Below are 16106 nucleotides of genomic sequence, written 5' to 3' on the forward strand. Positions count from 1 at the left end.
TCATGCTCATAACCAATCACGGACTTAGAGACCTCCCTCAATAGTTTATCCACAATCTGCTTAGTATCAATCGCCTTCATTATTATTTACCTAAAATCAATGAAAATGCGCGCATATTTTAAACTCAACGCGCCCTCACATGGCTTATTAACACGTATATTAAGTAACCAATTATCCAGGGTAAAACAAGCACTAATCCGATGATCACCGAAGACCCTATGTTTGCCAAGCCCATGTTAATTGCTGGCTTACCAGGGATTGGGTATGGCGTGAACATAACCCATCCATTAACAAATGATTCATCCCATAAAATATTCGTTCCCGAACTAAAGACATAGATGTTACCGCCATAGCTAACACCATAAAAGCCAAGAACTACCCTGGTCGGTATACCGTAGCTTCTCAATACTGTCATCGCAAGCACGGTAAAGTCAATAATCGAACCCTTACCAGTACTAGGTAGGTTGTTGGGACCCACGGAATACGCGACAACCCTGTATCTACCACTTGTTAATACGTAGAATACCCTGTTAACTACTGTAATTGGATTACTCGATTCCTCAACGCCGAATATCTTTGCGATTATTGAATTCGGTAAAGTAATTCCTGCAGGCCCCCCCAAATACTCAATTGCATACAGAAGGTTGGGATTATAAACGCTCATAATCTTCCTGCAAACATATACGGTGTAATTTGCCTCAGTGATTGGGGATTCAGCAACAACCACATCTCCTGGCTCAAGCAATGTTAATTCTGTTTGTGGGTATACGCTTATTATTGATACGTTACTTACGAAATACGATACTGGCGGCTGCGTATTAACAATGATGGGGGGATTGGCACAACACTCATAGGCTCATAAAATGTCACATTAACTGAATACTGGGTACAGTCATAACCATCGCTAAACCATATGGTTAAAGGTGGCTTTGTACTATTAATGCTTACTAATGTCAATGTATTCACCAGAGTCCCATTGTTATACTCATTAAATACTAAGTACCTTAGATAAATGGGTACTTCAGACTGAGCAACAGCCTCAAAGGCCGTGTAATTACCTGGCATCAATACCGTGGGTATTGACACGGATTCATAGGCAATAATTGGTATGAAGTAGCCCATGAATAACGAGTGACTTATTAGACCATGATACGTACCAATATACGTCAGATTACCTACCTAAGCAAGCCCGCGAAAACACCCTCATAAGCATTCTGTGGAGCCATTAAATAACCCGTGGCATTGCTAAAGGATACTTGATAAACCGTGATTGAGAATGCACTACCAATATACGTTATTGATGCGTTGATGGGTATGGATGAGGAATTTCCCTGTAACAACTCAAGCAGCAAAAGCATTATTAACAAACCCATCTCATTAATATTGCTAATAATGCTAATTAATAAATCATTAGCACTCAGGATAATAGTTCTTACATTCACCTTATTATCTATCTTCTTATTTTCATCAATCAATGCGTTAGGAAATACGTACGTTGGCTTCTATACGGTCATTAATTGGCCCGTAATAAGCATATCGTTAATTAACGGCACATACACAAACAATGGCATAGTCATAGTGATAGCGCCAGGAACGCCAGGTAGGGGTTACACGGTATTTACGGGCGTAGGCCTAATAGGCGGTAATTACCTACTAATTAATGGTGTTATGTATGCCAATGGTACGATAGCCATTGCCGAGTCAATACCGATAAACGCGTCAATAAACCTAAGCACCGTCAATAATAAGGCCATTACGCAATTAGGCATTAACGTTACCACATATCCCTCGGATTACGAAGTAATTGGTCAACGAACATACCACATAGGTCAATTAGAGAGGGAATATTCAATTAATACTGTGATAAATAGTAGCGCGTTGGTGGCCCATGGTAAGCAATTGGGCGGTGTAGTATCTAATTCTGGTAAAGTAAGTAATACGAGTAAGGAGACGCAGGGTAATTACGTAATTACTTATGCTGTGATTGATTCCTCATTGATCGCGACGACGGCCCTAATCACATTGCTAATTATATCGCCATTACTCAAGTATCAGGTATTTGATGATAGGGAGTGCATCGATGATTTATTTACGAAGCTCGTAAGAAGGCTTGGTGTTGAGGACCCATCATTAACCCATAGGGATATTCGCAATTACCTAACGAGAAGCTTTAGGGTTAATAATGACTACGTTGATAGGCTGATTAATTACTATGAAGTTGCCATCTATGGAAATAGGCCCATTAAATGTGAGGAATTTAAGAAGGTGATTAGGGAAATTCTTAATGCAGGTGCTCGTGGGAGGGATTGATGAGGCTGGTAGGGGGGGGCCCGTCATTGGCCCATGGTTATGGCAATAGCCGTTACAAACGACATGAATAAGTTAAAGGCGATTGGTGTTAGGGATTCCAAGGAACTGAGTCCGGCAGGTAGGGCTCGCCTATTTTCAATTCTTAAATCAACGCTAAACTACATCGACTATGAGATAATAGAACCCAGGATTATCGACGATTATGTATACATGAACGCCCTAAACATACTTGAGGCTGAAATAGCCATTAAATTAATCAACAGGGCATTGAGCAATGCAGCACTTCAGATAGTGTATATTGACTCACCCGACCCAAGACCCGAGAGGTTTAGGGACATGGTCAAGAGAGGCATTACGGGCAATGTCGAGGTTGTGGCTATGAATAATGCCGACAAGTTAATACCTGTGGTATCTGCCGCGAGTATAGTGGCTAAGGTAATTAGGGACTCAATAATTAAGGAATTACATAGGGAATATGGAGACTTCGGCAGTGGTTATCCAAGTGATCCGAGGACCACGGCATTTCTCAGGGATTGGGTTAGAAATCACGGTGATTTACCGCCTATCGTTAGGAGGAGTTGGTCCACGGTAAGGAGGTTACTTAGTAATGACTTGGATAGGTACTTATCATGACCGTAACTCATTAAGTATAAATACCCAGGGGGGGATTATTAACTAACCAATGAGGACAAGCTTAATGGTTGCGATAATTGGATTGGTGTTTATGATTATTGGGTTCGCCTTATCCGCAATAGCCAATAACGTATTACTCTCATCATCATTATTCATAATAGGCTTCCTACTCAATATTCTGGGCATACTAATGATAAATAGGGATATTGAGAACCTACTCGTTAAGCTGGAGATGGAGAGTAATAAGCCAAGTCCAGACGACATTAAAAGAAGGCCTCTTAGAAAACCAAGGAGGTGATTGGCCTAACGTTAGGCTTTACATACGTCTTTTGATCATCAACTTTTGGTAATTTTTATTTACTAACTTAATAGACATTTATGTAGTTGGTGATTCTGTGAAAACGATACTAATAACGAGCGGCACGAAGGGTGGCACGGGTAAGACCACGATAGCCGTTAACATGGCCGTAATACTAGCCTATGAATTAAGGAGTAAGGCTCAATACCCCGTCGTACTCATTGACCTCGGCCTAGATAGTGGCACAGCGACCTTGTTAATGCTCGGCAACGTTGAGGAAAGAATGCCCTATACATTGGCCGACTACTTCATGGGTAAGATACCTGACCCACTCTCCACATTCTACGTGAAGACTTGGCAAATCGATAGCGACACATTCAAGCTAGTATTCACTGCATCCCTCAGTCAATATCCAAGCCAGGTCAGAATTGATAGGTACCTCCTCCGAGGCTTATTAAATGCTGTGGAGGCTATTTCACCACTATACGTTATAATCGATACACCAGCCCTTGGGCTTTCCTACGATACATTAATAACATTGCTTGAGGTCAGCACCAACGCCATACTAATTGCAATACCTGACCACAGTAGTTTAAGGGCCGTTGGTAATGTGGTTAATTTAATGCGTGATTTAAAGGCAAGTAATAAGTTACTAAAGCCAATATTGAATATGCTGAATATCAAGTACCCAGTGGATGCACTGAGTGGTTATCCATGGACGAAACTCCTCAGGGATATAGTTGGTATTGAGCCCCCCCACGTGATTCCATACGACGACCTATTCCCAATAGTTAGGCAGGCACTGGAGATAGAGAGCCTTAAGTTATCATTCTATGAGTCGCCAGCCCTAGACTCAATTTTCAAGTACATAGATTATTTAATGGAGACAGCACCACCAGGCTAGGCTTAGTATGGCACACTCGTTGATGGCGTCGACATTGCTCCAAACAACGCATTTGCTAGGAATGGCGACATCGCATAGACGAGAACCACCATCAACGTCAACACCACAGCATGCCTAAACCCAAGGGATAACTCACCCTCACCGAGTTTCCCAGCTATCAATCCCATTATGAATGAGTCAATAGTTATTGTGAAGGAGAATGAGGTAGCTAATAAATTGATTAATGGGTTGGACGCGGGTCCGCCAGCAGCAACGCCTCCTGGACCTACCCTGGTGACTATGGCAACCACGGAGAATATCAAAACCACCAATGTAACTATTAAAATGACGGCGCCAATGTAAGGGACGTACCTCAGAGGCCTCAACCTAGCTCTCATGTTCTCCTGGACACTCACTATTGATGATGCGAAGCTTGCGAGCATATCGAGGACCTGCGGTGATGCACCACCAAGGTCTATAGTCTCAGTAAGTAGGAATGTGAAGACCTTTGAGTAGTAACTGTGTAGTTTGGGCATTATTGACGATAAAACCTCCCTAATTGGTACACCATACCTAATCTGCCTAACCATGGTATCCAAGTACTTATCAAAGGCGCCATACCTCCTGGTATACCTCAGGGTCTCAAAGGTCTTCTCAGGCGTGAAACCGCTCTTCCTTAATTCAGTCACATCCCTAAGGAACTCGGCATACTCCCTATCAATCTCCCACCTCTCACCAACAACCTTCATTGAGTAAATGGCAGTTGGTACAAAGGATAGGGCAAGGGTTATTCCAAAAATTACCGTGAAGTCCAGGGGTATTGGCAAGCCATGAATGTAAATTCTATTACTTAAATCCCTATGGAAGAGCATTACGTATTCGAGGACGCCTAGCACAGCGGCTACGGCCATTGACGCGCCAGCCCACTTATAAGGCCTGTAATCAGTGTATGGTGATCTAAAGGCCGATACCTCACCTAGGTATATGAATGCTATGGATATTGCAGGCACGACGAATAGACCGAACATGTAGTTAGAGTTTATCGCCTGCATGAAGGCTGCATACCTATTACCGAAGGGCGTCACGGCTTGTGCCAGGTAAAGCACGTCTAAGCCGATCAGGAGTATTGCCGCCGAGCCTATGTAGCTCTCCATAAGCATTCCAAGGAACTCGGCGGCCCTATTCATGCGCTCAATGGCATTACTAACAATGTCATGAAGCCTAGTGTTTATGTAATGAACAACATCACCACCGGTCCTAACCGTGGTTATGTAACCACTGATGAACTCCCTAAGCGTCCTACTCTCTATCACTGACGATACGTTTGATAAAGCCGTCAATGGATCCTCACCAAAGACCTTAAACCTAATGTAAGCCCACCTGGCCACCTTACCCATAACCTCAAGTATCTTCGCCTCAGCAATCCTCTCCACAGCCCTGAACACTGAAAGCCCTGAGTTCGTTATCGCGGAGACGTAAGCCACAAAAAACGGCAATTCGGTGTCAACCTTAAAGGCAAGGTCGCTCGCCGTTATCCTCGGCATTCCAATCATCATTTCATACACGATTAAGGGCATGAATATGAGAACGACACCCATTATTATCAAGACAAGGTCCCTAATACCATATTGTGTTGAGAATAGGAGTTTCATTTTAAGTAGTATCAGTGCGTTGTTCAGGTTAAGCATTATAAGAAGGACGCCCAGTGGAGCAGTTATTGCAAGCATTATTGTTGTTATGAATAAAACCCTCGCCAGGTAACGTTCAGGGCTTGTGAATGATAATGATGATGCAAGGCTTTTCTCAATCCTCTCGTAAACTTTCGTGTTCCTCAACCTTAGTATTAATGGTCCCATCACTGATAATGCAAGTTCGTCTAGGTCCACATTCTATTCTATAATTTCAACTTTATAAACTTACCTCTACATGAAATGCGTCAACGCGTGAATAATTATGTAAACCGCGAAGGCCATTATGCCCAACGCCGAGACAAGCTTAACCGCAAAATCAACCCTGGAACCACCATAAACCTTACCAACATAAACAGCGTATGGAAAAACAAAGACCCAAATAAGTATCGCCGTGAACAAGCCAGCTATGCTGAAAATGCCGAAGATACTCATGAATGATAGACCCGCCGTGAGCCACCAAAAGACTTGATACGGATTCGTCAAACCCATGGAAACACCCATGAAGTAATTAAGGAACACAGACCTATTACCACCGGAACTCCTAGGAGAGAATGTGGACTTGAGAATCGACACGGCTAGGTAAATCATCACAGCAAAGCCAATGAAGTATAGGTAATACACGTAATGACCCAAAACCCTGGAGAAGAAGTACGTAATAACCATGAGAATGCCATCGGCAGACATAGCCCCCCCAAGACCAACACTTGTGCCATGAATCGGCGAACGCGTAGCTCAGCAGCAATTAATGCATTCATAGGGCCAGGGGGGGAACAGCAAGGAGAAATCCAAATACCATCCCAAGCACAAAATCATAAAACTGCTGAAACATTGCAAAAGCCATTAGCGCCTAAAATTAAAAATTGCGCATGAATTCTAAGTTAAGATGATGAGGATAGACCCGGCAGACCATGAAGAATACTTGACCGACTGACCCTAATAGCATTATGAATTAATTCACCTATAAGAATCCTTTCTTTTCTAACTAATCAAAATCCCTACTCCCATTAAATTCGGTACAAAGAACATAAAGGAGGAAAACGAAATATTAGCGGGCCCGGTGGGATTCGAACCCACGACCTACGGGTTAAGAGCCCGCCGCTCTACCTGGCTGAGCTACGGGCCCAGTTTCGACTGATTTTCTCTGATTTAAAAGCATTTTTCTAGGGTCTTCGTAGTTATTGCGTATTTTTAGTGCTTTGCTTAAATGATTAAACTGGGGGGGATTATGGCTTTGATGAGGCTTGTCTTAATACTCGTATTGATTATCGTCGCAGCCTTATCTATGAGCTCGTATGCGCAGGATTGGTACGTAGCTATAAATTCGAGTCAGGTCTCTGTCGTTGTTTCACCAACGAACTCAACCTACATCCTCAATGTGATTGGTGAGGCTAGGTGTTGTGTATATGCCGAGGTTTATGAATTAACCTATCAACCTCTTATTAATGAGCTGGCGAGCTTGGCTCAGAGGGGGGGTGTTGAGGTTTACGTGGTTTTGTCAGGCAATGTATATGGCGGGGGGGTACCTGAGGAGGAGTACTCAGCCGTTAATGAGTTAATTAGTTCTGGCGTCCATGTTTCGTTTAATTATGGCTATGACTATGTACATAGTAAGGTCTTCGTTATTGATAATGAGACAGTGATAATAGGCTCAATAAACCCAACCTACTACGGCTTTGAGAGGGACCTGGCATTGACCTTGTGATTGATAACTCAAGCATTGCCCAGGTCTTCGCCAGGATAATACTCACTGATTACCATAATGAATCAATTACGCAAATTAATTACCCAGGCATTGTGGTATCACCAATAAACTCAGGGGGGGAGTACCTAAAGGACTTACTTAGCCAGCCGGGAGCGCTTTACATGGCTATGGAGGAGCTCTACCCATCCTCAGGTATGTACAGCCTAATCCTGGCACACAATGATAGACTTATACTCGTTGGACAACACGCAGAGAATGAGGAGGCAGTCAATGAGTTAGGCGCGGTGATGGTTAGTGACCTAACGGCTAAGGCAATAGTCATTGGCAATTACGTGTATGTGGGCAGTGTGAACCTTGATTACAACTCAATAAATAGCAATAGGGAACTCGGAATAATAATCGAGAACCCACAGGTAGCCCAGGAAATAACCACAATAATACAGCAATGGTATGGCGAAACCAATACGCAAAAACAACAATCAACGCCACAAACAAACTACACAGCACCGACACAAACCCTACTCCTACTAATACTAATTATATTAGTAATATACATGCTAAGATACGCAACAAGACCAAGAAGACGAAGAAGAACACCAAGGCTATAAGTCAATTAGCATAAGTCTAATATATCGGTTATACTCAGTGATTTATTAATTATTCTGAGGAATTTTATAGTGATATGCGTCTTGTTAAAAGTACGTGGATAGCTGACGCTAATATAAGTGCGGAGCTAATAAAGAAAAATTACTTCTGTCATGGCAAGAGAAGTGGCTTTAAATATCAATGTGGTGATGAAATTTATGATTTAGAGACTATTAATGAGTCTATTAATTTATTAATGGAGTCCCTTAAACGAATACAGAGGTGGAATGTTTGGGAAACATGGTGGATAGATAAACATAAGCAGGAATTGTTAAGAATCAGAGAAAATGTAAAAATGTTCAGAAAGAAATATGGTAAATCAATTGATAAGTTAATAAAGTTAATAGATGAGATCATAAATTATATCGATAAATTTCAGAGATATTGGATTGAAAAGGACATTAGCTATGAAATTAAAAATCTTGTAGATAGTTTAATTAATGGAAAGTCTAAAGTCATTGTTAGAAAGACGAGTAATTCCTTAATAGTTAGTGTGCGCAGTAACCATATAACATTAACAATCATTAAACTTAAAAGAAGAGGCTTAATCGTTGAATTAACACTTAATGGATTTAATGGCAAAACGATGGTTATACCCGATATATTCAAAAGATTAATGAGCAAAAAAGAATACGAGGGATTCGTTAAAGAATTACTTAAAGCATTAAGAGGTGGCTTTGCAGAAACGGATGAAGGTGTAGATAAGGGCAAGCTAGAATGAGCACTACACATATTTGGCAAGTGATACTCTGGTCGTTACTTTATCCTGGTGAGATTCACGTGTATATACGTGGTATAAATATAAATGAAGATGATGTATCAATATCGTGGTTTTTAAGAGCTAACGATTATACATCAATCAAGGGTAAGATACTTAATGATACTGATAAACTTCATAATAAAGCAGTATTAGCCTTCATTTTTACGGCAATACTTGGCGACGGCGCTGTCTTCATAAGTTCAAGCAATAAGTATAACGAAGCTAAAATACAAATTACTATGTCAGTCCATGAGCTTGAAAGATGGAAATTAATACTTGATAAATTAGGCTTTAAATGGAGCCTACAGCCTCAATTAGACGGTATAATACACGTAAGATTTCACGGCTCTAAAGCTATTGACTTAGCTAGAGCAATCATTAATATCATACCGCCAATATTGAGAGACATATTAGACGTCCTTAACATTGAGAAATGGTCAAACCTAAAGCAAATAGCCAATATGGAATTAAAGTTTAGGAAGGGTGAATCTCAGATCGATGTTGCTGGTGAAAAATTCTCTGTTGTTATTGATAATAATAAAATAAAATTAATGCGAACTATTAAAGACTGGACAAAAGTTGAGAAAATTCTTGAAAAAATAAAAATTATTTATGGCGAGGATTTTGTTAAGCAGGTAAAGGTTCATAAAAGCAATAAGTACATCATCATAAAGATACCGATGAAATTAATTAAGGAACATGATGACATAAAAGTACAAGTAATTCAAGCATTACGTAGGAAATATGAAAGAATTAATGACAATAAAAGGAAAAGAGTAATAATCAAGCATCTAAGAAAACTCATAGAAGGACAATCATAAGTACATATTTAATGAGACTTAAATAGTAACACCGGAAACAGCGGAAAATTTAAAATCCCTTGGATGAGAAGGTTATGGCGCGGGGGGGGTAGCTTAGCCCGGCACAGAGCGCCCTGGGGGGGCGACAGCCCCCGCGTAAGGCTCATAACCGGGAGGTCCCGGGTTCAAATCCCGGCCCCCGCACCAGTTTTATTAATAATTCAATCGTTTGTTGGTTGTAATGTAGTATTTTACCTACCTTCTTCTTGGTTACTGTTCTTAAAGGGAGTTTATTGTTGGTGACTTTGATATGAATTTGAGATTGAATTGTAGTGCTTGGGGGGGCCTTATTTCAACACTATGTTGTCTTTGTTATTGTTTGTATTATTTCCTTTGTTTGTTCTATGCTTTTTTGTATTCCTTGCCATGTTTCGGGCGGGACTCTTATTTTTACGTTCTTCCACTTATTGAGTACTTCATCTACGTATTTTTCAGCTCTTCTTAGACAGTCTGGGCATAGGTAGTACTTACCAAGTGGTATTACGTCGACTACCTCCCTATTGCTGTGGTTATTCATGTGGCACTCAAGCTCTATCTTCCTGACGCCATCCTCAAGCTCCTTGATAATATTTAACTCACTTAATTTCGAGTGCACGGTCTCCACAAAGTCGCTGATATACCTCAGTTCTGAGTAATCCTCCGGTATGAATACGTTGGCTATATTAGCGATACTCCTGACATCATCCTCAATGAACCAATCCACAATACTAAGTAGAAATGCCGCGTTTAACATGCTGTCTAACCTACTTATTAATTCCTCATTAACCCTAACCCTAGCTGCAACACCACCATCGGGATTTAAAAATTCAATGTAAGACTCCTTACCAGGTATGATCCTATAATCACCATCACCACCCTTACCACTTAATGACCCCCCCTCAATGCTTGACCACCAAACCCTGTACTCACGCTGACCAACCCTAAAGGAAACAATAAAGCCGTCAGTAAACATTGGCCTAGCTAAAACATCAACATCACCAACGACGTAGTCCCTAGGAACTTTAATAGTGATTCTATTCCTAATCAAATCCCTAAGTAGCCTTAACTCCCCTAATAATCCCTACGATGTCCCCAAGACCAACCTCAACAAAATCCATACGATGATTAGTTACCGAGAGTGCATTTAAATCTTTTTTGTATGTTCTAGATAAAGATTTTATAGATCTCTATATTATATTGCAATTATTTCCTTATAGAAAGTAAAATAATATTACTATTTTAAGAAAATGGCATGGTTCATCAGTTATTTAGGAGGAAAAAGAAAGATAGATGTTTGGTTTTAGCCCACGATAGTGGGCCTACCTTATATTCCTCTGATTTCTTCCTAATTTTGCTTTTATTTAAAGATTTCTCCAGTGTTTTCTTTGGAATAACCTTGTTTTATTGACGTGAGTTTATTTGCTATTTGTAAAGTATCGTGTGGGTAATTAATGCTTAAATAGTGAGTTAAGGATTACCGTTTTAACGTGGGTGTTAGGGATTGTATCTCAGGTGGAATTAAGTGCTCAAGGTATTTGGGCGTGTTTGATTGTTTGATTGTTCATTTTTGGTTTCATGAGCTTGAGCTGACCGTTGAGTTCATAGTTAATGATGATGGGTTGCTTGACTCGTTAATAGTTGAGGGGCCGATTTTCCGAAGCCCGGGTAATTATGTCCAGGTTAGGTTTGAGGTTTATACGAAGTACTCACCCATATATGGTAACGTTATTCGTGGTGTGAAGGGTAATAATGTCCTCATGCGGGTAATATGCGGAGGGGGGGTTAGGAGGGAGTTATTGATGGGTTATGGTAATGAGGATTTCATAGATAACCCATGCAGGTATGCCATTGAGATGAGAGGTAGGGCTGGTAATCCCAGTGATGATTTAACGCTAAGAATAATAACTAACATGATGGACGACCTCAAAGTAGCATCTACGGAGCAAGTCCTCAATTTATTAACATCCTGCTGATTAAACCCTAACCCTCAATAGCCTTCCTAATCCTTTCTATGCCCTCCCTAATCAGCTTCTCATCGAGTGCAAAGCTAAGTCTCACGTATTCCCTGCCCATATTGGTTTCCGAGAATGCTGTTCCGGGCAGTACGACGACTCCGTAATTCTCAAGCAGCCAATCGGCGAATTTCTCGACATCCATGCCCAATTTATCGAGTATTTTCTTAACCCTTGGATACATGTAGAAGGCGCCCGCGCTCCTCCAAACCTCAATGCCCGGTATCCTACTTAATTCCTCATACATCACGTCCCTCCTCCTCCTGAATAACTCGATCATAGCCCTGGAGCTCCTCCAAGATGTCTCATTCCTGAGGGCTTCAACACCGGCCTTCTGCGCAATGCTCGGTGGGCAACTATAGGTGTTCGCCGCCAATTTCTTTATTGGTTCAATAACCTCCCTACTGGCCACTAGGTAGCCAAGTCTCCAACCAGTCATTGAGAAGGTCTTACTGAAACCATTGGTATAGAGTATGTAATTCCTCCACTCAGGTTCAAGCTCTAAAACGCTTCTGAAGATCCCTGGCTCATAAACGAAGTTGTCATATATCTCATCGACAATGACGAGTAACTTATAATCCTTAGCAATCTCAAGGAGCTTAGTAACTTCCTCAGGCCTGAATATGGCGCCCGTTGGATTGTGTGGGTTATTTACTACAATGGCCTTCGTCCTAGGGGGTCACCGAGTTCTCTATGGCATCCAAGTCTAGCCTAAATCCATTCTCCTGGTCGAACTTCATGGATACGTAGATAGGCTTACCACCGAAGAACTTCGTGAGCTCTGGATAGGCTGGGTATGTTGGATCTGGTATTATCACCTCATCACCCGGCCTTACATAGGATGCTATTGCTAGGAAAATTGCCGTCTTAGTGCCTGTGGTCACAATGACCTCATCAGGCCTAACACCTGCATGGTACCTATAATTGAGGTAATCAGCAATGGCCTCCCTAAGCTCCCTTATACCCTCAGTCTCTGTATACCCTGTGAACCTATCATCAAGCGCCCTCTTTGCCGCATTAACTATATTTTCGAATGTCGGTATGTCAGGCTGACCAATGCCAAATGATATAACCTTAATACCCTTCCTCTCGGCGACCTCATGAGCCTTAGCTAGGTATGTGAAGGCCTTCTCACCCTGTAATTCCCTAACTACGTCCTTTAGGTAATCAGTAATTGGATTCATTAATTGGGCGCTATAATAACCTCTTAATAACTATTTTTCAACAAATAATCTACATCACACTAATTATCACTATATAACTTGCGGATTTAAACACAGGTAATAAAATAAAATTCAAATTGTTCAATCACTCCAAAGGCTTTAATGACATGTCATCCTCATAGGAAATCACGCATATAAACTCGGCCTCGCCATCACCGATATTTTCAATTGCATGAGGCTCGTACGGACCCGTGAAGAAGAAGTCGCCTGGTCCAAGTTCATAGACCTTGCCATCAGCTCTAACTCTGAGCCTACCCTTAAGTATTACGACAGCCTCGGTATACTTATGATTATGCAATGGCATAATGCCGCCAGGCTTAACGATGAATCTCCTGACCGCGTACTTAGAGCCATGCTCTTTAGTTATTAACCACTGAACATAGAAGCCCTTCGTTCCCCCTGAGTAGTTTTGAAACGTCCTCAAGTGGTACATCATTTATATTGCCAACAATCACGAGTATTTATTTAACGATAGGGTAATTAAACAGTACTATTACATTGGAACACGCCGTATAAATGCATAATACCTACCATATTCTTGAACATTGTCTGTATACATATATCCATTGGAATTCTCGTTCGAATTACTCCTTCTTAAGCTACCTTTATTAAACTTTATTCTAATCATACGAGTATCGTGTAATGGAGCTCTTTAAAAACCTTTCTACGAAAAATACCCTTAACAACTCATTCCCGTTTTATGAATTTAAATCTCTCATAAATGAGAACCACCCTATCACTCCCTATAAAGAACTCGGCGGGTATTTTGGCCCCCATTCACTAGGGTGTAGAATCTGGCGTAGTCCCTTCTTACCTCATCAGGCACGAGTATTGTCGTCTCCTCGGTATACTTCGTTGTACTCTTCATTACTAGGTAGTCTCCTTGCCTTTGTATTGAGATCTTTACAGTACCACCATACGCTTCGTATGTTCCTCGAGCCTTTTATTCACCTCCTCAACAATAAATGCCCCTAATTCATTTGGGTCCTGACCAAGCAACTTGCTTAGTACGTAAATTCCCATCTTTGATAGTGGATAACCATCGCATTCGCCATTATAATAACACCAATTCTATCGCTTGGTATGTACGCCATATCCGCCGTGTAAACACCCACATTGCCGCTGTGCTCAACTAACCTCCTACCGTAGAAGTTCTGGCTCACTATTAACCCATAGCCATACTTCTCATCACCGATGATCTTCCAGGGCACGTCTATGTAACCCCCTCTCGCAGTCTCAATCAACTCCCTACCCACTATCCTAACGCCATTAAGCTCACCCCTATTGATTAGCATTGACACGTACCTTGCCATGTCGACGACATTGCTAAGTAATCCACCATCAGAGGTTATGCCGAATGGAAACTTACTCGGTATGTGCTTACCCTCCCTATCAATTATGTACGGTGTCGCAACCTCAGGGTCCTTGAGAACCTCCTCAGCCATGAAGTAGGTCCTAGCCATGCCAAGTGGCTTCAGTATTTTCTCCCTAACGAAGTCCTCATAGGGCATACCACCAACCCTCTTGATTATTAAGCCCAGTATTACATAACCCTCATTAAGGTAGAAGAACCTCTCGCCAGGCTTAGCCACAGCCCAATCCGCGGCACTCCTCATGAATGCCAGTACATCCTCGGGTGTAGCCAGCGGCAACCAATTACTGTCAAGACCAAGCACACCATTTATGTAAGCCTCCGCATAGCCAAGCGCGGGTAATCCACTACTGTGCGTTAATAAGTGGTGTATCGTGACCGTACCCATCGGGTTTAACTTAATCGGTACGTACTTATCGACTGGATCCTCAAGGCTCAGCCTGCCCTCCTCAACAAGCCTAAGTATTGCCAATGCGGTGAAGGACTTCGTTATTGAACCGATACCATAGATAGTCCGTGGTGTCGCAGGTAAGCCCTTATCAATATCCCTAAAGCCAAAGCCCCTGGCATAAACCAACTCGCCATTCCTAACAACACCAATGCTTAGGCCGGGCAGCCTTGACTCCCTAATTTTACTGAGAATAAACTCCTCAATTTCCCCCCCGAAATCCATTGATACATCAATAACACTGGATTAATTAACCTAATTGCGGTATTAATTCCCTGACATTGCAGGAGATCTCCCTCGTGATTCCATACTTATGGTCATTACCTGCCTTAACAATGCCCATTGATTCCAGGTACTTAACGAGGGCTGCCGTCTCTGTTAATGCCATGTACCTATTCATTGGGTTGAGATCCACATACCTCTTATTATCCATCCACTTAAGCCTATTCGTTATTTCAAATATTGTTAATTCACCATTACTCAATGCATTTAACACCTCACATAGCCTCGAGACCCTATGCCTGATAAGTTCGTTTATCCTATCATTAACATTACATATCTCGCCCTCATGACCTGGGTATAAACAATTAAGGCTCATATTCCTAATCTTAATCAGCGAGTTTAAGTAATCACGAAGTGGATTACCTGGGTTTATTGGGGGGGTTAGGCCAACGTGAGTTGTTATTGTTGGCAGTATTAAGTCGCCAGTAAACGCTAGCCCATACTCATCAAGTACTATTGATATGTGGCCGGGTGAATGGCCAGGCGTTAATAACACGTGCAACCCACCAATACGATTCTCCTCATTATCAATGAGGACGTCTGGGTTTAACGCACTTAATCTTCTTCTGCTTGATAGGCCACTAACTACGTTTTTATAAAGTTCCATTTCGGTATTGGGGACTCCGTAATGCCCTGATAATTCTAGGAATTCCTTAATGAATAAGTCCTTATCAAGCATCTTCAAGACCTGCTCATAATCCCTCCTATGCATGACCACGCTTAGACCAAGCCTATTACGCAATTCATTAGCTAAACCAGTGTGGTCGATGTGCATGTGCGTAATGAATAAGGAGCTCAATCTACAATTCGGTATTTTACTCAATTCGTTAATTAATGGATTAAGGAGCTCAGTGTTTGGGTATCCGGCATCAATCATTACGCACTCATTGTCTCTTCTCACCACGTATGAGAATACGTAACCAGGTTCCATGGGCATGAATATCTTTAATTGATAGATGAGACCATTAACCCTCTCAGTGAGTTCTATCATCGCCTTATGGGAAATTA

19 protein-coding genes, 1 tRNA gene and 1 pseudogene are annotated in these 16106 nt (G+C 41.7%); 9 read left to right on the plus strand and 12 right to left on the minus strand.

Annotated features, from left to right (window positions below):
• Positions 1–124 precede the first annotated feature (124 nt).
• From JCM11217_RS11600 to JCM11217_RS11610, 3 genes are read right to left on the minus strand one after another with little or no spacing between them, the layout of a single operon-like run.
• Entirely contained in the window at positions 125–745 is a 621-nt protein-coding gene (locus JCM11217_RS11600; RefSeq protein WP_054842999.1) for a transglutaminase-like domain-containing protein, read from the minus strand.
• Between the two features lie 44 nt (positions 746–789).
• Positions 790–1122: a hypothetical protein gene (locus tag JCM11217_RS11605; RefSeq protein WP_054843000.1), complete on the minus strand. Its 333-nt coding sequence runs from the start codon at positions 1120–1122 to the stop codon at positions 790–792.
• A gap of 53 nt (positions 1123–1175) precedes the next feature.
• Positions 1176–1373, minus strand: a complete 198-nt coding sequence (locus JCM11217_RS11610) for a hypothetical protein (RefSeq protein WP_054843001.1) — start codon at positions 1371–1373, stop codon at positions 1176–1178.
• A gap of 19 nt (positions 1374–1392) precedes the next feature.
• On the opposite strand from JCM11217_RS11610, the gene JCM11217_RS11615 reads away from it, so the two are divergent.
• The 4 genes from JCM11217_RS11615 (at position 1393) to JCM11217_RS11630 (ending at position 4145) form a co-directional block, all read left to right on the plus strand.
• Entirely contained in the window at positions 1393–2310 is a 918-nt protein-coding gene (locus JCM11217_RS11615) for a hypothetical protein (RefSeq protein WP_243679356.1), read from the plus strand.
• A gap of 33 nt (positions 2311–2343) precedes the next feature.
• A complete protein-coding gene (gene rnhB, locus JCM11217_RS11620) occupies positions 2344–2943 on the plus strand; it encodes a ribonuclease HII (protein ID WP_054843003.1) in 600 nt (199 codons plus the stop codon).
• 64 nt (positions 2944–3007) lie between these two features.
• A complete protein-coding gene (locus JCM11217_RS11625; RefSeq protein ID WP_243679357.1) occupies positions 3008–3241 on the plus strand; it encodes a hypothetical protein in 234 nt (77 codons plus the stop codon).
• 97 nt (positions 3242–3338) lie between these two features.
• Complete coding sequence (locus JCM11217_RS11630) at positions 3339–4145, plus strand: AAA family ATPase (protein WP_054843005.1); 807 nt, start codon at positions 3339–3341, stop codon at positions 4143–4145.
• A 2-nt stretch (positions 4146–4147) separates the two neighbouring features.
• Here the strand turns inward: JCM11217_RS11630 and JCM11217_RS11635 are convergent, their stop codons facing one another.
• The 3 genes from JCM11217_RS11635 to JCM11217_RS11645 form a co-directional block, all read right to left on the minus strand.
• Entirely contained in the window at positions 4148–6010 is a 1863-nt protein-coding gene (locus tag JCM11217_RS11635; protein WP_054843006.1) for a type II secretion system F family protein, read from the minus strand.
• Positions 6011–6046: 36 nt separating this feature from the next.
• Positions 6047–6499: a lysine transporter LysE gene (locus tag JCM11217_RS11640; RefSeq protein WP_243679358.1), complete on the minus strand. Its 453-nt coding sequence runs from the start codon at positions 6497–6499 to the stop codon at positions 6047–6049.
• Positions 6500–6864: 365 nt separating this feature from the next.
• Positions 6865–6938: transfer RNA gene (locus tag JCM11217_RS11645), tRNA-Lys, on the minus strand.
• 111 nt (positions 6939–7049) lie between these two features.
• On the opposite strand from JCM11217_RS11645, the gene JCM11217_RS16965 reads away from it, so the two are divergent.
• From JCM11217_RS16965 to JCM11217_RS11660, 4 genes are all read left to right on the plus strand, one after another.
• Positions 7050–7517: a phospholipase D-like domain-containing protein gene (locus tag JCM11217_RS16965; RefSeq protein WP_243679359.1), complete on the plus strand. Its 468-nt coding sequence runs from the start codon at positions 7050–7052 to the stop codon at positions 7515–7517.
• Positions 7514–8125 carry a phospholipase D-like domain-containing protein gene (locus JCM11217_RS16970; protein ID WP_243679360.1) on the plus strand — a complete coding sequence of 204 codons (612 nt, stop codon included), beginning with the start codon at positions 7514–7516 and terminating at the stop codon, positions 8123–8125. The genes JCM11217_RS16965 and JCM11217_RS16970 overlap by 4 nt, the downstream gene beginning before the upstream one ends.
• A 74-nt stretch (positions 8126–8199) precedes the next feature.
• Complete coding sequence (locus JCM11217_RS11655) at positions 8200–8883, plus strand: hypothetical protein (protein ID WP_054843007.1); 684 nt, start codon at positions 8200–8202, stop codon at positions 8881–8883.
• Positions 8884–8942: 59 nt separating this feature from the next.
• Complete coding sequence (locus tag JCM11217_RS11660; RefSeq protein WP_243679361.1) at positions 8943–9743, plus strand: hypothetical protein; 801 nt, start codon at positions 8943–8945, stop codon at positions 9741–9743.
• Positions 9744–10080: 337 nt separating this feature from the next.
• Here the strand turns inward: JCM11217_RS11660 and JCM11217_RS11670 are convergent, their stop codons facing one another.
• Positions 10081–10809 (minus strand): hypothetical protein, encoded by a 729-nt coding sequence (locus tag JCM11217_RS11670; protein WP_243679362.1) that lies wholly within the window; start codon positions 10807–10809, stop codon positions 10081–10083.
• Between the two features lie 439 nt (positions 10810–11248).
• Here JCM11217_RS11670 and JCM11217_RS11675 point away from each other — a divergent pair, with 439 nt between their 5' ends.
• Positions 11249–11734, plus strand: coding sequence for a hypothetical protein (locus JCM11217_RS11675; protein WP_054843009.1), 486 nt, complete (start codon positions 11249–11251; stop codon positions 11732–11734).
• Between the two features lie 7 nt (positions 11735–11741).
• On the opposite strand, the pseudogene JCM11217_RS11680 reads toward JCM11217_RS11675, so the two are convergent.
• The 5 genes and pseudogenes from JCM11217_RS11680 to JCM11217_RS11695 all read right to left on the minus strand — a co-directional run bounded on the left by JCM11217_RS11680 (position 11742) and on the right by JCM11217_RS11695 (position 16089).
• Positions 11742–12957 (minus strand): annotated as a pseudogene (locus JCM11217_RS11680) (pyridoxal phosphate-dependent aminotransferase).
• A gap of 124 nt (positions 12958–13081) precedes the next feature.
• The gene (locus JCM11217_RS11685) at positions 13082–13432 is read right to left on the minus strand and encodes a cupin domain-containing protein (protein WP_243679363.1); all 351 of its coding nucleotides are present in this window, start codon (positions 13430–13432) and stop codon (positions 13082–13084) included.
• Positions 13433–13732: 300 nt separating this feature from the next.
• Positions 13733–13891, minus strand: coding sequence for a hypothetical protein (locus tag JCM11217_RS16975; RefSeq protein WP_243679392.1), 159 nt, complete (start codon positions 13889–13891; stop codon positions 13733–13735).
• A 109-nt stretch (positions 13892–14000) separates the two neighbouring features.
• Complete coding sequence (locus JCM11217_RS11690; protein WP_243679364.1) at positions 14001–15041, minus strand: serine hydrolase; 1041 nt, start codon at positions 15039–15041, stop codon at positions 14001–14003.
• A gap of 25 nt (positions 15042–15066) precedes the next feature.
• Positions 15067–16089 carry an MBL fold metallo-hydrolase gene (locus tag JCM11217_RS11695; RefSeq protein WP_054843010.1) on the minus strand — a complete coding sequence of 341 codons (1023 nt, stop codon included), beginning with the start codon at positions 16087–16089 and terminating at the stop codon, positions 15067–15069.
• Between the last annotated feature and the right edge of the window lie 17 nt (positions 16090–16106).

This window comes from Vulcanisaeta distributa JCM 11217, from assembly GCF_001316005.1.
GTDB lineage: Archaea > Thermoproteota > Thermoprotei > Thermoproteales > Thermocladiaceae > Vulcanisaeta > Vulcanisaeta distributa_B.